Source organism: Rhodanobacter glycinis (assembly GCF_006438785.1).
GTDB classification, from domain to species: Bacteria; Pseudomonadota; Gammaproteobacteria; order Xanthomonadales; family Rhodanobacteraceae; genus Rhodanobacter; species Rhodanobacter glycinis_A.
In genome coordinates, this window is record NZ_RCZB01000003.1 from 323,651 (window position 1) to 343,018 (window position 19,368).

Below are 19,368 nucleotides of genomic sequence, written 5' to 3' on the forward strand. Positions count from 1 at the left end.
GCACCGTTCGGCCGGCGCGCTAGGTCACGGAAGACTCGCCGAACTGCAACGTCGTCTCGCCATCGAAGCGGCCGTTGGGTCCGAAGCGCCGCTCGATGATCAGCCCGCGGCCGTCGTGGCCGATGGCGACCACGGTGCTGGCCCGCGTGCCGTAGTGCTCGCCACAGATGAATGCGGCGGAGAGCAGACGCTCGCGCTCCAGCCCGACGCCGGTGTCGGGCAATTGTGCATCGGGCGCAATGGTTTCATCGGCGAGCGCGTCGAACAGTGCAGTGAAATCGTCGGTACCCGTGTGATCGAGCCAGTCCTGCAGGCGTTGCATCAGCACACGCGTCTTCGGCCATGGCGTGTTGAAGTCGGCATTCGACAGGCCGTGCACGCCAGGCGTCACTGCCTGCGCACCGGGCCCGGGACGGTTGCCCAGATAGAACGCCGCGTGCGCATCGAAGGTGAGCAGGTTGAACGGACGGTACTGCGCTGCCGAACGCAGCAGCTGCTGCGCATGGGTGGTGGCGCTCGCCGCGCCGTCAAGGTAGTCGGTGGCCAGCAGACCGCGCGACACGCCGAGTTGTGGATCGCGCGGATCGCGCACATTGGTCACCACGCAGCAGCGTCCGTGGTCGGTAACGCCGAGCCAGGTGCCGCCGGCTTGCAGGTCGCGGCCGCCGATGATCGGCGCGTCGGCCCAACGCGCCAGCGCCATGCTGGGCCGCGCATGGAACTCGTCGCGGTTGCCGGCCAGCACCAGTCGCCAGCGGGAGTGCGCGTTCCAGGCAAAGGCGATCAGGCACATGCAAGGGCTCCGTCAAGATGGCAGTCAGCGGCAGGAAACCGTGTCAGCGACACGCACGGCTGAAGTGTATGCGTCAGCCGGGGCGGATGCTGCCGGCGCAAGCGCGCATCGTGCAGTGAAGTTCAGACCCGCAGCATCACAGCTCGAGTCGCACGCCCAGCATCCAGCAGCGTCCCGGCGCCGGCTCGTAGTAACGGCCATTGCTGTCGTTGACGATCACCGACCCGACGATGCGTCGATTGAACAAGTTGTCGATGCGCAGGCTCAGATGCAGTCGCGCATCGCCCATCTGCACACCGTAACCCGCATCGACGCCGGTGCGCAGGTAGCCCGGGGCAAAGGCGCTGTTGCGATCGTCCACCGCCACCGCACCTGCGCCGTCGAGCTCCACGCCGCCGTGCCAGCCCAGCGCATCGCCATGCTCCAGCCGCAGCGCGCCATAATTGCGCGGCACACCGGGTATGCGCGAACTGCTGCACGACAGCGCGCCGCAGCCGTCCGCACCGTCGCGGAAATCCGCCTGCAGATGGGTGATGCCGAGCTGCAGGCGCCAGCCGTTGGCGAGTTCGTCGCGCAGCGACGCCTCGATGCCCTGCCGCCGACTGCGCCCGATGTTGCGATAGGTGGAGCGGCCGCCGCTGCTGCCCGCCACCGCCAGCTCATTGCGGGTGTCCGCGCGGAACAGCGCCAGGTCCAGCTCCATCGCCTCGCGCGGTTGCCACTTCGCGCCCAGTTCGCGATTGCGGCTGCGTGCGGGACGCAGGTTGAATGCCAGTCCGCCACGGCCATCGGCGCGGTAGCCAAGCTCCGCAAAGGTGGGCGTCTCGAAGCCCTCGCCGACGCTGGCATAGATTCGCCAGTGTTCGTCGGGACGGTATTGCAGGCCGGCGACCGGCGTCGTGGCGGTATAGCGCACGCGGCCGCTGTCATCCGGATTGTCGGCGGAGATGTAGCGATCGACCGTGCGAAATTGCACCGTGCTGTGACGAACACCTGCCAGCAGCGCCCAGCGCGTGACGAAGCGCCAGTACAGCTGCGCATACTGGTCGACATCGCGGACACGGTCATCCTCGTCGCGTCGCAATCGTCCACTGACACCCAGCACGTCGCCGACGAAATTCTCGTAACCCCGGCGCCGCTGATCCTGCACGTCGTAACTGGCGCCTGCCACGAATTCCAGCGGTCGGCCCCACCATGCGCCGCGATGTGTCCAGCGCGCATCGGCGCCGCCGTAGCCGCCGGTCAGGTCGACCACGCCGCCGGCGCTGAGCGGGCTGCGCTGCGCAGCCGGCGGAATCGACAGCACCTGATCGACGGCGCGTTCGCCGGCATAGGTCATCACGCGCAGTTCGTCACGGTCGCCCAGCAGCTGCTGATAGGTTGCGCCCAACTGCTGCTGCCGCACGCGCTTGCGCGTGTCGTACACCGTCGCCACAGCCGGTGCCTGCCGCGGATCGGCCTGGTATTGCGCGCGGGTCAGGCCCAGCGGATCCTGCGCGTGCGGCTGCAGCAGCGTGTTCGCCACCAGGGTGAGCTGCCGCCTGGCACCGAGATCGAAGCGGAGTTTCGCGTTGCCGGCATCGCGCTGCGCGCGGCTGTGCTCGCGGTAACCCCCGGTCTGGAAACGCGACAGCGCGAGGTTGTAGTTCATCGGTCCGGCGATGCCGCGCGTGTCGATGCCCAGCTTCACGCTGGCATCGCTGCCGACAGACAGACCCAGCGTGGTGACCGGCGTGGCCTCGCCGTCGGCGCTCCACAACTGCACCACGCCGCCGGACGAATTGCCGTAGAGCGCCGAGAACGGCCCGCGCAGCACCTCGACGCGATCGGCTGCATCAAGGCTGAAATGCGATAGCTGGCCCTGACCGTCGGGCATCGTGGCCGGGATGCCATCGGCGTACAGCCGCACCCCACGCACGCCGAAGGTGGCGCGTGCACCAAAGCCGCGGATCGACAACTGCTCGTCCTGGGCGTAATTCTGGCGATCGCGCGCCAGCACGCCCGGCATGCCGAGCAGTGCTTCAGACAGATTCACACCCGGCTTGCCGCTGGCACCCGGTGCCACGCCCGCCGCGCTGAACGAAGCGGGCAGATCGAACGGAGCGATGTCCAGCCGTATCGCCTCCACGCGTACCGGCGGCAACTCGGTCGGCACGGTGCCGATGTCGGTGTCGGCGGCCATGGCCGTTCCCGACCATGCCAGCCACAGCATCGCCGCGATGACCGCACCCAGATCCATCCTGCTCATTCGCGCACGCTTGTCGTGATCAAGGCTTGCAGATTAATCCCTGCGTGGCGCCACGGTGGCACGCCGGCGCATGCGGCGGCAGCTCAGACACACGCCGCCTGCAGAGGCTGGAGTTGCATTGCCTGGCTGAGCATCTGCACGATCGATTTCGCCGCTTCGCGTCCGTCGTGCACGGCGCGCACCACGAGATCGGCGCCGCGCATGTTGTCACCACCAGCGAACACCTGCGGGTGACCGGTCTGGAATGGCAGGCGGCCTTCAGCGCCGGCGAGGATGCGGCCGCCGGCATCCAGCGCGATGCCGTATTCAGCGCACCAGGCCGGCGGACTGGGGCGGAAGCCGAAGGCCTGGATCACCACGTCGGCGCGCAGTTCGGTTTCGCTGCCCTCGACATGTTGCAGTCGCGCACGACCATCGCCATCGACACCCAGCTCGGTGCTCACCACGCGCACGCCGCGCACCTTGCCCTGCTCGCCCAGCAAGGCCAGTGGCTGACGATGAAACAGGAAGTCGACGCCTTCCTCGCGGGTATAGCCGACTTCGCGACGGGAGCCCGGCATGCTCGCCTCGTCTCGCCGGTAGACGCAGGTGACCGAAGCCGCGCCGAGGCGGATCGAGGTACGGTTGCAGTCCATGCCGGTATCGCCGCCGCCGAGCACGACGACGTGCTTGCCGTTGAGATCGAGCGCGGCCGGCACCGGCAGGTCGTCCAGCAGGCGGTTGGCATTTGCGATCAGGAACGGCAGCGCGTCATGCACGCCATCGAATTCGCGCCCGGGCAGCTCACCATCCACGAAGGTGTACGCGCCGGTACCCATGAACACCGCGTCGTAATCGGCCAGCAACTGGTCGAACGCGATGTCGCGGCCGATCTCCACATCGAGGTGGAACTTCACGCCCATGCCCTCGAGCACGTCGCGGCGGGTATACACCACGGTCTTGTCCAGCTTGAACGGCGGGATGCCGAACGTGAGCAGGCCGCCGATCTCGCGCTGGCGGTCGAAAACGTCCACCGCGATGCCGGCACGACGCAGACGATCCGCGCACGACAGACCCGCCGGGCCCGCGCCGACCACCGCCACGCGCCGGCCGGTTTCCACCACGCCGGAAAGATCCGGCCGCCAGCCCTGGCGAAATGCCTCGTCGGTGATCGAACGCTCGATGCTGCCGATCGTCACCGCGCCGAAGTCGCCCTGCTGCAGGGTGCAGGCGCCTTCGCACAAACGATCGTGCGGGCACACACGGCCGCAGATTTCCGGCAGCGGATTGGTCTCGTGCATCAGCGTGGCCGCCTCAAACAGCCGTCCATCCTGCACCAGCTTGAGCCAGTCCGGGATGTAGTTGTGCACCGGGCACTGCCACTCGCAATACGGGTTGCCGCAGTCGAGACAACGCTCGGCCTGGCCCACCGCCGCAGCCGGCGCAAAATCGCCGCTGATCTCGCCGTAGCCGAGCACGCGGATCGCCACCGGCACCGCTTTCGGTGGCTGTCGCGGCAGGTTGAGGAACTGGAACAGTTTGTCGCTCATGCCGCTCTCCGCAATTCGTCGGCCAGCGCGGCCAGGCTCGCCGCCTTCGGTTTGACCAGCCAGAACCGTTGCAGCAGCCCGCGGAAATCGCTCAGCAGATGCCGTGCCCAGGCACTGCCGGTGAGTTCGGCATGCCGTGCGATCAGGCCGCGCAGGTGTTGCATGTAGTGCTCCATGCCTTCCGGCGAGATGCGCACGATGTCGACCAGCTCGTGGTTGTAGCAATCGACGAAGCTGCGCTCGAGATCCAGCACGTAGGCGAAGCCGCCGGTCATGCCGGCACCGAAGTTCAGCCCGCAGGCACCGAGCACGGCGACCACGCCGCCGGTCATGTATTCGCAGCAGTGGTCGCCGGCACCCTCGATCACCGCCAGCGCGCCGGAGTTGCGCACGCCGAAACGCTCGCCGGCACGCCCCGCGGCGAACAACTCGCCACCGGTAGCGCCGTACAGGCAGGTGTTGCCGAGGATCGACGCATCCTGGCTGGCGAACGGCGATTCCGGCGACGGTCGTACGAGGATGCGCCCGCCGGTCATGCCCTTGCCGACGCCGTCGTTCGCCTCGCCGGTGAGTTCGATCTGCACCCCGCCGGCGTTCCACGCGCCGAGACTTTGCCCGGCACTGCCTTCCAGCTGCAGGGTGATCGGCTCGGGCATGCCGTGATCACCCCAGCGTCGCGCCACGTCGCCGGACAGCCGCGCGCCGATCGCGCGATCGGTGTTGGCGATCGCGTAGCGGAACGTGCCGCCGCTACCCAGCTCGACCAGCGGCGCGGCATCGCGGGCGATCCGCGTGGCCAGCGCCGCTTCATCGCGCATCGGGTTGCGCGGCAGCGTGCAGGCACTGTCCACGTCGACACCCAGGCCGTCGCTGGCGATCAGCCGCGACAGGTCGAGCTGCTTTTGCACCGGCGTGCTGCCTTCGGTCTGGCTCAGCAGGTCGCTGCGGCCGACCAACTCGCCGAGGCTGCGCACGCCAAGCTTGGCCAGATGTTCGCGCACGTCCTCGGCGACGAAGCGGAAGTAGTTCATCACCATCTCGGGCAGGCCGATGAAGTGATCCTTGCGCAGCGTCTCGTTCTGCGTGGCGATGCCGGTGGCGCAGTTGTTGAGGTGGCAGATGCGCAGGTACTTGCAGCCCAGCGCCACCATCGGGCCGGTGCCGAAACCAAAACTCTCGGCACCGAGCATCGCGGCCTTGATCACGTCGAGGCCGGTCTTCAGGCCGCCGTCGGTCTGCAGCCGCACGCGGCCGCGCAGGCCGTTGCGACGCAGCGTCTGCTGCGCCTCGGCAACGCCCAGTTCCCACGGCGTGCCGGCGTACTTGATCGAGGTGAGCGGACTGGCGCCGGTGCCGCCGTCGTGGCCGGAAATGGTGATCAGGTCCGCGCCGGCCTTGACCACGCCGGCAGCGACGGTGCCCACGCCGGCGTGCGAGACCAGCTTCACCGAGATCAGCGCGCTCGGGTTCACTTCCTTGAGGTCATGGATCAGCTGCGCCAAATCCTCGATCGAATAGATGTCGTGGTGTGGCGGCGGTGAGATCAGGCCAATGCCGGGCTTGGCGTAACGCAGCCGCGCGATCGTCGCGTCCACCTTGTGACCGGGCAGCTGGCCGCCCTCGCCGGGCTTGGCGCCCTGCGCGATCTTGATCTGCAGCACCTCGGCGTTGATCAGGTACGCCGCGGTGACGCCGAAGCGGCCGGAGGAGACCTGCTTGATCTTCGAGGTTTTCTCGGTGCCATAGCGCGCCGGGTCTTCGCCGCCTTCGCCCGAGTTGCTGCGCGCTCCGAGCCGGTTCATCGCGATCGCCAACGCCTCATGCGCTTCCGGCGATAGTGCGCCGAGAGACATACCGGCCGAATCGAAGCGCTTGAGGATCGTCTCGACCGGTTCCACTTCGTCGAGCGGAATCGCGGCACCAGCCGCATGCGGCAACAGCAGATCGCGCAGTGCGGACGGCGGACGCGCATCGACGTGCTGCGCATAGATGCGGTAATCGGCCATCGCGCCGGTGCGCACTGCCACCTGCAGCGTGTCGACCACGTCCGGGTTGTACATGTGGTACTCGCCGCCGTGCACGAACTTGTAGAGGCCGCCGGCACGCAGCGGCTGCGCTTCGTTCCACGCTTCGGCCGCCAGCAGGCGCTGGTCGTGTTCGAGTTCGGCGAAACCTGCACCGCCGATGCGCGACGGCGTGCCGGCAAAGCACAACGCCACCACTTCCGGTGCGAGGCCGACGATCTCGAACAACTGTGCGCCGCGATAGCCGGCGACGGTGGAGATGCCCATCTTCGACAGGATCTTCAGCAGGCCCTTGCGGATGCCGCGGCGATAACTGCGACCGATCTCGCGCGGAGTGCCGTCGCCGCGCTTGATGTGACCGTCGCGACCCAGCTCGAACAGGCTCTGGTAGGCCAGCCACGGATAGATCGCGGTGGCGCCGAAACCGATCAGGCAGGCGAACTGGTGCGCGTCGCGCGCGGTAGCGGTTTCCACCAGCAGGTTGCACTGGCAGCGCAGGCCGGTCTCGATCAGGTGCGCGTGGATCGCGCCGACCGCGAGCAGCGCATGCGCGGGCAACGTGTCCTTGTTCGGGTAGCGGTCGGTGATGAAGACCATGCCGGCGCCATTGCGCACAGCCTGCTCCGCCTCGCGGCAGAAACGGCGAAGCGCCACTTCCAGCCCTTCCTGGGGCGGATAGCACAGGTCGATCTGCACGGTAGCATTGACGAACTGCGGCAGCGCCAGCAGCTGGCGCAACTTGCGCTGCGAGCAGATCGGCGAGTTGAGCAGGATCTGCTTCGCGTTGTCCGCCGACAGCTCGAACAGGTTGCCCTCGCGACCGAACTGGGTGACCAGCGACATCACCAGGCGCTCGCGCAGAGGATCGATCGGCGGGTTGGTGACCTGGGCGAAACCTTCGCGGAAGCGGTCGAACAGCGGCCGCACCTGGCGCGACATCGCCGCCATCGGGGTGTCATCGCCCATCGCACCGGTGGCTTCGGCCTCGGTCTCGGCGAGTACCTTGAGCACGCTCTCGCGCTCCTCGCGGCTGAGACCGTAGAGCTTCTGGCAACGGCGCAGCTCGTTCGCCGGCAACGGCTCGGCGGCAAGGCTGGGGTCGATCAGATCCGATTCGAGATAGCTGACGCCGGCACGCAGCCAGTCGCGGAACGGCGCGCGACTCTTGTTGATCGCGTCGATGTCGCCATCGTGCAGCAGGCGACGATTGGCGAAGTCCACCGCCAGCATCTGGCCGGGCCCGAGCCGGCCCTTCGCCACCACGTGCGACGGCGGCACATCCCACAGGCCCGCTTCGGAGGCGACGATCAGGTGGTTGTCGTCGGACAGCGCCCAGCGCGCCGGACGCAGGCCGTTGCGGTCCAGCGTGCACACTGCGTAGCGACCATCGCACATCACCAGCCCGGCCGGGCCGTCCCACGGTTCGCTGTGCAGCGCGTAGTACTCGTAGAAACCGGTGAGGTCCTCGTCCAAGTCCTCGCGCGCCGCATACGCCGGCGGTACCAGCACGCGCATCGCGGTGAGCATGTCGAGGCCGCCGGCCAGCAGTACTTCCAGCGCGTTGTCCAGGCTTTCCGAATCGGAACCGGTCTGGCGCACCAGCGGGCCGATGTCGGTGAGGTCGACCAGCGGCGAACGCAGCACCGTCTCGCGCGCCTGCATCCAGCGACGGTTGCCGCGGATGGTGTTGATCTCACCATTGTGCGCAAGCAGGCGGAACGGCTGGGCCAGCCGCCACTGCGGCGTAGTGTTGGTGGAGAAGCGCTGGTGGAATACCACCGCATCGCTGGTAAGGGCGGGATGCCGCAGGTCGGCGAACACGTCGCGCAGCCGGCCCGGTGCGGCCATCGCCTTGTAGCCGATCACATGCGCGGAAAGGCTCACCACGTAGAACTGCGGATCGTCGGCCAGCGCGGTCTCGGCACGCCGACGCGCACGAAACAGTGCGCGCTCGAATGCGTCGTCGTCCATGTCGGCCGCGGCGTTCACGAACACCTGGCGCACACGCGGACAGGTGGCGCTGGCCAGTGGGCCACAGGCGTCCGTATTGATCGCCACCTCGCGCCAGCCGGCCAACGCCAGCCCGGCCTCATCCAGATGCCGCTCGAACTCGATCGCGGCCACCTCGCCACCGGCCGGGTCGAGGAACACCAGCCCCGCCGCGAAGCGTTCACCCGGCACGAAGCCGTCCGCTGCCGCCAGTGCGCGCAACCAGTCCGCCGGGCGATGGATCAGCACGCCGCAGCCGTCGCCACTGATGCCGTCGGCATTCACGCCACCACGATGGGAAAGTTTCGCCAGCGCGGCAAACGCGGTGTCGACCAGCGCGGTGCTGGCGCGGCCATCGATCTGCGCAACCAGGCCGAAGCCGCAGCTGTCGTGCTCAAAAGCCGGGTCGTACAACGTCGCCAAGCCGCTTGCCGCCATCTCACCCCTCCGGGCTGCGCAGGCTACCGCGATGCCGGGGGCACCGATCGTTCTGCGCAGGAGCGACTCTGACTAAAACACAATTGTTGCGCCGCGTCAAAGATGAATATGGAGGATGGATATGGACGTCTAGACTTCCCAACGAGATCTTCCGCCGCCGGACCGCGCCACGCGGCCATTGCGCGAGGTACGCGCGCCGGTTGTCCGACGCGTGTACCTCGCCGGCCAAAGCCTCCGCATCGGCCTGCTGGATCTACATCTTGTACTTCACGCCCAGCGTGTAGAACCGGCCGACCATGCCGGCCTGCGCCCAGGTCGGGTTGTAGTTGTTGCCTGCGTAGTTGCTCGGGTCGAACGGCGCCTCGCGGTTGAAGGCATTCAGGATCGAGGCGGTCAACGAGAAGTGGTCGTTGAAGTCGTAGCTTCCGGTCAGGTCGAACGTGGTGAACGAAGCCACATGGCAGCTCGGTGGGAACGCATCGCCATTGTCGTCCACCGAGATGCAGCCCTCGCCATTGTCCGGCGCGGTCATCGTGATGGCGCTGGTGTAGTACAGCGTGCCGGTGATCGTCGCATGACCGAAGCTGAGGCTGTTCGACCAGGAGGCGCGGTCACGCGGCGTGCCCGCGCCCGAGGACAGTGCGTACGGCCCGTGCGTACCGACGAAGCGCTGCACCGTGCCGTCCTGCAGGGTCAGGTTCCACTCGAAGATGCGCGTGGCGTTGAACTCGCTGCGCAGTTTCGTACCTCCGCCGAAATCGAAATTGCCGATCAGGTCAAGGTCGACGCCTTTGGTCTGCAGCGAGTTCTGGTTGACGTACGGCGCCATCACCACCACGGGTTTCGGCAGCAGGGTGGGATTCTCCGGATCGGGCACGTCGGCGATGATGGCCGAATTCGGCGGCAGCGGCTGGCCCGCGAAGTAGGCGTCGAGGACCGCCTGCGTATCCTGCTGGCCGATCACACCGGTCTTCTTGATGTCGTAGTAGTCCAGCGAGGCGCTCAGCTGTTCGATCGGCTGATAGACCAGGCCGAAGGTCCAGCTCTTGGAACGTTCAGGCTTGATGTTCGGATTGCCGATGGTGTCGTAGGCGAGGCCATAGGGCCGCACATAGGCGTTGTTGCCGTGCGCCGCGGCATAGTCGTCGGGCACCGTGTAGGTGGCGAAGCCCTCCGATTCGCTGGAGCCGTTCTCGGCGAAGCTCGGTGCACGGAAGCCTTTGGACCAGGTGCCGCGAACCGCCAGCGATTCGATCGGCTTCCACTTGAAACCGATCTTCGGCGAGAAGTTGTTGCCGAAGTCGGAGTAGTGGTCGAAGCGGCCGGAGGCATCGACTTCCAGCGATTGCAGAAGCAGGGCATCCAGCTCGACATAGGCGCCGGACACGGTGCGCTTGCCGAAGGTGTGCGCTACGCCGAGGCCCTGGGCCTGCAGGCCCGGGTTGAGATCGGGATCTTTCTGCTCCTCATGGCGCACGTCGACGCCGGTGGCAACGCCCAGCGAACCGCCCGGCAGATCCATGAGCGCGCGCGAAACATGGAAATCGATCGACTGCAGGTCGGTGGTCGATTTCTTGTGCAGCACGGGCGCCAATTCGGCGAGCAGTTGTGGCGAGTTCTGCGACGGATCAAGGAAGTTGTAGCTACCGTCGTTGACGACCTGGACCAGCTTGTTGTAGTTGAGGAAACCGTAGTTGTCGACGGTCAGCTCGTTGTGGTTGAACACCAGCGCACTGTCGTAGTTCCACTCACCCATGGTGCCATGGATGCCGCCGACGAGACGCGTGTTGTTGTTGTCCTGCTTCGCGCCGCCACGGATGCCGCCGAATGCATAAGTGATCAGTGCCGGCGGAGCGAAGGGGTTGTTCGGATTGTCCGAGCCGTCCGGCAGGGTCGCCGGCAGCACGATCGAACGCGTATTGACCGGCGTGCCCGCGCGGATCTGCGGCGGACCGCCGGCGACCTCGGTCTTGTTGCTGTACACGCTGGCCCCCAGATAGGCCTCGCTGGTCTCGCCCACCTTGATGGTCAGGCGGCCGTAGGCGCCGAGGCGTTTCTCTTTCGGCTGCAGGTCGGTGTACTGACTGGTGAAGTTCTGCTCGCAACCACTGCCGAGGTCGTTGGTCACCGGTGTCGTGTCCGGGCCGCAGGGGCGCAGCGGTTGCCACAGCGATCCGTCGACCGCGGTGCCGGTCAGCATGCCGCCCGGTCCGTTCGGGCCGAGCACGGCCGGCCGGACCATGCCGTAGATCGAGCCGGCGTTGAAACCGGGCTGACCGTTCGTGGCGTCGCTGCCGCCGATCCGGCTGAGGTCGGTGGAGTTGTACGGGTAGCCGCGGTCGCGTGCCCAGATGCGATCGTCGTTCTGCGCCTCGATGCTGCCATAGGCATTCCAGCCGTCCTTCGCGAGATCGCCACCACCGAACAGCAGGGTGGCGCGGCGGGTGGTGCCGCCGCCCTTCTGCGAGGTGCCGACGTCGGCCGTGGCCTGCAGCCCCTTGAAGTCGTGCTTGAGAATGATGTTGACGACGCCGGCGATCGCGTCGGCGCCGTAGAGCGAGGAGGCTCCGTCTTTCAGTACGTCGATGCGCTCGATCGCATTCACCGGGATCGTGTTGAGATCGACGAAGGTGCGCTGGCCATCATCCGCCAATGGGTAATTGGCCGAGCGACGGCCATCGATCAGCACCAGGGTCGAGTTCACGGTGAGGCCGCGCAGCGCGACACCGGCGGAGCCCGCGGCAAATCCGGCGGTGAAGGCCGTAGGAATCGAACCGCTGTTGTCGGCGGAAATAGCGCGCACCACGTCGTTGACGGTCTTCAGGCCGCTGCGCTCGATCTGCGCGGCGGTGATCACGGTGACCGGCGAGGGCGTCTCCAGATCAACGCGCGGCAGCGCCGAACCGGTGACGGTAATCGCCTGCAATTCCTGGGCTTTTTTCTGATCGGGGGGCTGCTGGCCGCTGGTATCGGGAGCGGGGGGCGGGGTGGTCTGTGCGACGGCAGTGACAACAGGTGTCAACAGCAAACCAGCCAACGCCAAAGCGAGCTTGTTAGGCTTCATCGACTTGTCCTCATTGTGGGTGCAACGCGCTCGATGGAGAAGCGGCGAAGTCCGCCAGACCAGGGAAGCGAGGGGAGTTGCGAGCGCAGTTTTTCACCATTTCGTTACTACTTCAAGCGCTTGGCTGCGCAGGTAGCTTTGCGACACACTCCAGCGAAAGTGGCACGCCATATGCCTGATTTGTCGACAAATTGTGAATAAACCCACATTTTGATGACCCATGCATATGGACGTCCATACGTCCATAGCAAATCAACGATCGAAGCGCGCCGTCGGCATTGCCTCATGTTCTACTGGCGATTGATGCGAGTGTGCCCGCAGCGAGTGACTGGCGTTTCGTCCAACCGGCCTGCGTGCGCCGCCACGCGCGTCTCGCACCGGCCGGTCGGCTAGGGGATAATCGACCGCATGCCCAAGCCCATCCGTTTCGCCGCACGTCCCGCCCGCGGCCTGATCCTCGCCACGCTGCTGAGCTGCACGGCCATCATGTCGGCGCAGGCGCGCCAGGACGGCAAGAGCCGGACCGAGCAGGCCGAGGCGAAACAGAAGCTGGCCGACTTGCGCGGCAAGATGGAGGCGTTGGCGAAACAGCAGGCCGATACGTCCGCACGCCGCGACAGCGTCAACGCGGAGCTGGCCAGGCAGGCAAATGCACTGGCCGGTGCGGCGCGGGCAGTGCGCCAGACCGATACCGAGCTGGCGGCGAAGCAGCAGCAGCTGGACCAGCTGCAACAGCAGCGCAACACCCTGAGGCAGACTCTGGACAACCAGCGTGCGGCGATTGCCGACCTGCTGCGCGCCACCTATGCGCTCGGCCAGGGTTCGGATCTGCGCCTGCTGCTGGGTGACGAGGATGTGGCGCGGATCGCTCGCTCACTGGTGTATTCGAAATACTTCCAGCGCGATCGGGTGCAACGGGTGCAGCAGCTGATGGCCGACCTGGCGAAGCTGCAGGAGCTGGAGAACGCGATCACGACCGAGCAGCAGGCGCTGCAGGCAACCCGGACGCAACGCGAGCAGCAGGCCCGGACGCTTGCCCAGCAGCGCACCGCACAACAGAGGCTGGCGGCCGAAGCCGACGCGCAGTACAAGGATCAGGCACAACGGCTGGCGGCGCTGAAGCAGAACGCCCAATCGCTCAACAACCTGGTCGACAAGCTGCAGAAAGTGATCGACGAAGCAGCACGTGAAGCCGCAGCCCGCGCCGCAGCGAACCATGCGGCAGCCACCAGGCAGCATCCCGGCCACAAACCGCCACCGGTCGAGGTCGGCAGTGCCAACGCCAATATCCGCGGCAACCTGCCATGGCCCGCCAGCGGCGTGGTCAACAGCTATGGCAGCGGCGTGCTGATCAAGGCCGGCGGCGGCAGCGAGATCCATGCAGTGGCGCGCGGCCGGGTGATCTACGCCGGGTTCCTGCGCGGCTACGGCATGCTGATCATCGTCAACCACGGCAGCGGCTGGATGAGCATGTACGGCAACAACGAGACCCTGTTGCATGGTGTCGGCGACCAGGTCGACGCGGGCGAGACGATCGGCACCGCCAGCGCACCCACCGGAGTCAACACCGGCGTGTATTTCGAACTGCGCAAGGGCGGCCAGCCGGTCGATCCACGCAACTGGCTGAGTCAGCGCCGTTGACGTGATCGCCCCGCCATCGCAGGCTGGATGCGAGCGAGGAATTACGCCGGCATTCCGTTGTCCCATCTGAAGGTTCATCATTCTGTCGCGTTATCGCGCGACGTTGTCGCTGTACGGAGTTACCCGCATGCGCCTTTCCACCCGTGGCCCGTCCATCGGCCTGACCTCCCTGCTGCTGGCCGTGCCACTGCTGCTGGCGATGCCACGCGCCGACGCGCAGCGCGCGCCTGCCCCAGCGTCCAGTGCGGCCGCACCGCCGGTCGATTTGCCGGCCACCGACAGCCGTGCCGACGCGCCAGCCAGCGCAGGCTCCGCTGGCGACCAGGTGAGCCTGGACGACATCCGCAATTTCAGCCGTGTCTACGAAGTGGTGCGTCAGGCCTATGTAGAGAAGGTCGACAACAAGACCCTGATGAAGGCGGCGATCACCGGCATGCTCAGCGGCCTGGATCCGCACAGCGAATATCTCGACAAGGACGGCCTGGCCCAGCTCAACGAAGACACCACCGGCGAATACAGCGGCCTCGGCATCGAGGTGCTGCAGGTCGACGGCGGCCTGCGCATCGTCTCGCCGATCGACGATACCCCGGCCGCACGTGCCGGCATCAAGCCCGGCGACAACATCGTCAAGATCAACGGCACGCTGATCGATCCGCAGAATGTCAGCGACATGTTCAAGCAGCTGCGCGGCAAGCCCGGCAGCAAGATCGCGCTGACCATCGCGCACCTGAACAGCGACAAGCTGATCGACCTGCAGCTGGTGCGCGAGAACATCTCGATCAGCAGCGTCAAGGTGCGTGAGCTGGAGCCTGGCTACGCCTATCTGCGGATCAGTCAGTTCCAGGACGACACCGCTGGCGACCTGGATCGCAAGCTCGGCGAGCTCATCAAGAAGAGCGGTCCGCAGAAAGGCGCGGTGCTGGATCTGCGCAACAACCCGGGCGGCCTGCTCACGGCTGCCGTGGGTGTCAGCGACAACTTCCTCGACTCCGGCATCATCGTCACCACCCGCGGCCGGCTACAGGACGCCAACATGAGCTTCAACGCGCATCCCGGTGACCAGCTCGACGGTGCGCCGATGATCGTGCTGACCAACAATGGCACCGCCTCGGCTGCCGAGATCGTCTCCGGCGCACTCAAGGACAACCACCGCGCGCTGATCATGGGCCAGCGCACGTTCGGCAAGGGCGTGGTGCAGACCGTGCTGCCGCTGGACGCCGACCACGCGGTGAAGATCACCACCGCCCGCTACTACACGCCCAGTGGCACCTCGATCCAGGCCGAGGGGATCAAGCCCGATATCGCGCTGGCCGACCTCACCGTGAACAAGGCCGACAGCGCGCCTGCGCTGATCAGCTCGGAGGCCGACCTGCCGAACCATCTGGCCAACGAGCACGCCAAGACCGGCACCGATATCAACGACGATGGCAGTGTCGCCGACGGCAAGCTGGCCACCAGTGACTACGCACTGTCGCAGGCACTGAACGTACTCAAGGGCATGGCGCTGCGCCAGCCCGCCAGCGTCAGACGCTGAGCCGTTGCATCGCGCCGCCTGCCCACGCGCCGTGCCGTACTGCCCATGAGCGATGAGGTCGCCGATGCCGCCGGTTCGCCGCGGGTCGTGATTCTCGGCGGCGGCTTTGGCGGCATGGCTGTAGCGCGGCGACTGGCCGGCGCGTCGGTGCGGGTCACCCTGGTGGACCGGCGCAACCATCATCTGTTCCAGCCGCTGCTGTATCAGGTCGCCACCGCGAGCCTGGCGGCGCCGTCGATCGCCGCGCCGCTGCGGCAGATCCTGCGTGGCCAGCGCAACCTCAGCGTACTGCTGGACGAAGTGACCGGCATCGATCTGGCGGCGCGTCAGGTGCAATGCGCCCATGGTTTACTGGATTACGATGTCCTGGTGGTTGCCACCGGCGCCACCCACGCTTATTTCGGGCACGACGAATGGGAGCGCTTCGCGCCGGGCCTGAAAACGCTGGACGATGCGTTTCTGATCCGTCGCCGCGTGTTGCTGGCGTTCGAGCATGCCGAGCGCGAAACCGACCCGGCACGTCGTCAGGCATGGCTCAATTTCGTAGTGGTCGGCGGCGGCTCCACCGGCGTCGAGCTTGCCGGCACGCTGATCGAACTGGCCCGGCACACCTTGTCGCGCGACTTCCGCCACAGCGATCCGCGACGCGCCTCGGTGCGCCTGATTGAAGCGGGGCCGCGGTTGCTGCCCGCGTTCGATCCAGCCCTTTCGGACAAGGCGCGCCAGCAACTCGAACACCTTGGCGTGGAGGTGCACACCGGTGTCGCCGTTACCGGCATCGACGCGAACGGCGTGAAGCTGGGCGAGCGCCGGCTGTCTGCGCGCACCGTGCTGTGGGCTGCCGGCGTGGCGGCCTCGCCGGTGGGGCGCCTGCTCGGCACAGCGCTCGATCGTGCCGGCCGCGTGCAGGTGCTGCCCGATTTGAGTCTGCCCGGGCATCCCGAGGTCTTCGTCATCGGCGACCTCGCCGGCCTCGAGCAGCTCAATGGCAAACCCGTGCCCGGCGTGGCGCCGGCCGCCAAGCAGATGGGTCAGCATGTCGGCACCATGATCCGCGCGCGCCTGCAGGGCAGCGATGAACGGCGGCCGTTCTCCTATCGCGACGACGGCTCGCTCGCCACCATCGGCCGGATGGCTGCGGTGGCGCAATTCGGCAAGCTGAAACTGTCCGGTTTCCCGGCTTGGTCGGTATGGTTACTGGCGCACATCTACTTTCTGATCGGCTTCCGCAACCGGCTGGTGGTGATGCTGGACTGGGCCTGGGCGTACTGCACCCACCAGCGGCACGCGCGCATCGTCAGCGGCGATGACATACCGGATGACAATAATACGCCGGGGCAAGAGTGAGCCTGCCTGCCTGAGACGCAAACGGCCCCTCGCGGGGCCGTCGATGCTCGTTCCGAAAAGTCCCCACCAAAGATGTGCGGGCTCTTGTGCCGGGCTCACGTCATGCCGTGGCGAACAAACCGCGCATCTTCTTCATCGCGTTCGCTTCCACCTGACGGATGCGCTCGGCGGACACGCCGTACTCATCAGCCAGATCCTGCAGTGTGGCCTTGTTGTCGTCATCCAGCCAGCGGCGCTGGATGATGTCGCGCGAGCGCTTGTCCAGATGGCTCAACGCATCGGTCAGCGTCTGCATCTGGTTGTCGGCGTAGTCTTCGTCGGACACGTTCTCGTACGGGTCGGCGCCGTCGTCGATCAAAAACGCCGCCGGTGCCGGCTTGGCATCGTCGTCGGCATCCGCAGGAGCTTCGAAGCCGATGTCACGACCTGACAGGCGCGATTCCATCTCGCGCACCGTCGCCTCGGGTACGCCCAAGTCCAGCGCGACCTTGCTCACCTCGGCCGCGTTCATCCAGCCCAGGCGTTTCTTGCTCTTGCGCAGGTTGAAGAACAGCTTGCGCTGCGCCTTGGTGGTGGCGACCTTCACGATGCGCCAGTTCTTGAGGATGAATTCGTGCATCTCGGCGCGAATCCAGTGCACCGCAAAGCTGACCAGGCGCACGCCCTGATCGGGGTCGAAACGCTTCACAGCCTTCATCAGGCCGATGTTGCCTTCCTGGATCAGGTCAGCCAGCTGCAGGCCGTAGCCGCTGTAGCCGCGCGCTACATGCACCACGAAACGCAGGTGCGACATCACCAGTTTCTTTGCAGCGGTGAGGTTGGCCTCTTCGAGATAGTCACGCGACAGCGCCTGCTCCTCTTCCGAGCTCAGCACCGGAATCCGGTGTACCGCAGAAATATAGGCATCCAGACTGCCCACTACGCTCGGTAGCGGAAAGTTGGCGGTCACCAAAGCTTGAGACATGGGTGGAACCTCCTGAATGACGTCAAAGTTTAGCACTCGAATAGTTGGAGTGCTAAAGCCTCGATTGGTTCAGCCCGGATGGGTTCCGAGCTTTAATGAACCGTATAGTATAGATATTTATTGCCCTTGTCCAGCGCTGCAAGAGCATCGACATGAGGGTCACCCCTCGGCATTCAAGCGGACGTGAAACCGGCCTGCAGCATGGCGCGCGGCGGCAACGACCAGTCGATCGGCGCCCGGCCCCGGGCTTCCAGATAGCGGTTGGCCGCGGAGAAATGCCCGCAGCCGATAAAACCGCGGTGGGCCGATAGTGGCGACGGGTGCACCGAGGTCAGCACGCAATGGCGGCTGGCATCGATCAGCTGGCCTTTACGCTGGGCGTACGAACCCCACAGGAGGAATACCAGGCCTTCGCGCTCGCGATTGAGCGCGTCGATCGCCGCATCGGTGAAGCCTTCCCAACCTTTGCCCTGATGCGAACCGGCGCGCCCCTCTTCCACCGTCAGCACGCTGTTGAGCAGCAGCACGCCGCGATCGGCCCACGGCGTGAGGCAGCCATGGTCGGGGCGCGGGATGCCGAGATCGCGCTGGACTTCCTTGAAGATGTTTTCCAGCGACGGCGGCACGCGCACACCGGGGCGTACTGAGAAACACAGGCCATGCGCCTGACCGGGCCCGTGGTATGGATCCTGGCCGAGAATCACCACGCGCACGGCATCGAACGGGGTGTGATCGAACGCGGCGAAAATTTCCGGACCGGGCGGATAGATGTGCTTGCCGGCTTGTTTCTCCGCACGCAGGAACGTCGACAACGCCTGCATCTCGGGGCGTTGCAGGTAACCGCCGATGCGCGCCTTCCACGACGACTCCAGCCGGATCCTTTCCAGCATGATCCGCTCGTCGCTCATGCCTCGCTCGCGCGCTCGCGCAGATGACGCGCCACGCGCAACTGGAACAGCAGCTTGGTCACCAGCAGCTTTTCCTCGACTGGCTTTTCGACCAGGTCGTTGGCGCCAGCCTTGATCAATGCGGCCTGATTGGCCGGGTTCTCGTCACCCGTCATTACCAGCACCGGCAAGCGGCCCTTGCCATAACCGAACTCACCACGAATGTGCTTGAGCAGGTCGCCGCCGGTCAGCTCGCCCTTCAGGCTGACGTCGGTCAGCACCACGTCGGCGCCGACCCAGCCCAGCGCACGATCCGTCTCCAGCAGCGCCAGTGCATCCTCCACACTGACCACATGGCGCACCGTGAGACCGATCTTCTCCAGCATGCGCCGGGTCGCCAGGGCCACCACGCGACTGTCCTCGACGTAAAGCACGGTGCCCTCCGCGGTCGCCGGCGCACTCACGTAGCCACGAATGAACTCGGCCAGCGCCTGGAAACCCAGTGCCTTGTCGAAATAGTCGGTGACGTGCTCACCCAGCGAACGCCGGTGCAGGCGATCTTCGACATCGCCGGATACCACCACGATCGGCACATAGATCTGTGGCGCCGACTCGCGCACGAAGCGCGCCAGTTCCAGCCCGTCCATGTCGGGCAGACGCAGCGCGATGGTGATGAAATCGAACACGCCCACGCCGAGCACCTGCTGCGCATCGGCGCCACTGCCACAGCCGACCACTTCAACACCGGGCAACTCGGCCTGCAGCACACGGGTGATCAACTGCCGTACCACGCGCGAACCGTCGACCACCAGCACCCGCGGCGCCTCGGTCAGCAGACGGCTGCTGATATTTGTACTCATTCCTTAGCTCACCCACCCGACCCGGGGCGATCCCTGCCCATGAACCCGCG

11 protein-coding genes are annotated in these 19,368 nt (G+C 66.2%); 3 read left to right on the top strand and 8 right to left on the bottom strand.

The genetic code is table 11. The features are described 5' to 3' along the window. Positions 1 to 19: 19 nt before the first annotated feature. From EAH75_RS12070 to EAH75_RS12090, 5 genes are all read right to left on the bottom strand, one after another. Positions 20 to 793: an NRDE family protein gene (locus EAH75_RS12070; protein ID WP_140805566.1), complete on the bottom strand. Its 774-nt coding sequence runs from the start codon at positions 791 to 793 to the stop codon at positions 20 to 22. A gap of 136 nt (positions 794 to 929) precedes the next feature. Beyond that, positions 930 to 3,041 (bottom strand): TonB-dependent receptor family protein, encoded by a 2,112-nt coding sequence (locus tag EAH75_RS12075; RefSeq protein ID WP_240046133.1) that lies wholly within the window; start codon positions 3,039 to 3,041, stop codon positions 930 to 932. An 83-nt stretch (positions 3,042 to 3,124) separates the two neighbouring features. Next, positions 3,125 to 4,570 carry an FAD-dependent oxidoreductase gene (locus EAH75_RS12080; protein WP_140648975.1) on the bottom strand — a complete coding sequence of 482 codons (1,446 nt, stop codon included), beginning with the start codon at positions 4,568 to 4,570 and terminating at the stop codon, positions 3,125 to 3,127. Further along, positions 4,567 to 9,021, bottom strand: coding sequence for a glutamate synthase large subunit (gene gltB, locus EAH75_RS12085; protein ID WP_140805569.1), 4,455 nt, complete (start codon positions 9,019 to 9,021; stop codon positions 4,567 to 4,569). The genes EAH75_RS12080 and gltB overlap by 4 nt, the downstream gene beginning before the upstream one ends. Before the next feature lie 253 nt (positions 9,022 to 9,274). Continuing rightward, positions 9,275 to 12,085, bottom strand: coding sequence for a TonB-dependent receptor plug domain-containing protein (locus EAH75_RS12090; RefSeq protein WP_140648971.1), 2,811 nt, complete (start codon positions 12,083 to 12,085; stop codon positions 9,275 to 9,277). Positions 12,086 to 12,493: 408 nt separating this feature from the next. Here EAH75_RS12090 and EAH75_RS12095 point away from each other — a divergent pair, with 408 nt between their 5' ends. The 3 genes from EAH75_RS12095 (at position 12,494) to EAH75_RS12105 (ending at position 16,607) form a co-directional block, all read left to right on the top strand. Further along, complete coding sequence (locus EAH75_RS12095) at positions 12,494 to 13,726, top strand: murein hydrolase activator EnvC family protein (RefSeq protein ID WP_140648969.1); 1,233 nt, start codon at positions 12,494 to 12,496, stop codon at positions 13,724 to 13,726. Positions 13,727 to 13,853: 127 nt separating this feature from the next. Continuing rightward, complete coding sequence (locus tag EAH75_RS12100; protein WP_140648967.1) at positions 13,854 to 15,260, top strand: S41 family peptidase; 1,407 nt, start codon at positions 13,854 to 13,856, stop codon at positions 15,258 to 15,260. 45 nt (positions 15,261 to 15,305) lie between these two features. Further along, a complete protein-coding gene (locus tag EAH75_RS12105; protein WP_140805571.1) occupies positions 15,306 to 16,607 on the top strand; it encodes an NAD(P)/FAD-dependent oxidoreductase in 1,302 nt (433 codons plus the stop codon). A gap of 100 nt (positions 16,608 to 16,707) precedes the next feature. Here the strand turns inward: EAH75_RS12105 and rpoH are convergent, their stop codons facing one another. The 3 genes from rpoH to EAH75_RS12120 all read right to left on the bottom strand — a co-directional run bounded on the left by rpoH (position 16,708) and on the right by EAH75_RS12120 (position 19,318). Continuing rightward, positions 16,708 to 17,571, bottom strand: coding sequence for an RNA polymerase sigma factor RpoH (rpoH, locus tag EAH75_RS12110; protein ID WP_140648962.1), 864 nt, complete (start codon positions 17,569 to 17,571; stop codon positions 16,708 to 16,710). Positions 17,572 to 17,744: 173 nt separating this feature from the next. Continuing rightward, complete coding sequence (gene ung, locus EAH75_RS12115; RefSeq protein ID WP_140805573.1) at positions 17,745 to 18,479, bottom strand: uracil-DNA glycosylase; 735 nt, start codon at positions 18,477 to 18,479, stop codon at positions 17,745 to 17,747. After that, positions 18,476 to 19,318 (bottom strand): response regulator, encoded by an 843-nt coding sequence (locus EAH75_RS12120; RefSeq protein WP_140805575.1) that lies wholly within the window; start codon positions 19,316 to 19,318, stop codon positions 18,476 to 18,478. The genes ung and EAH75_RS12120 overlap by 4 nt, the downstream gene beginning before the upstream one ends. Positions 19,319 to 19,368: the final 50 nt, after the last annotated feature.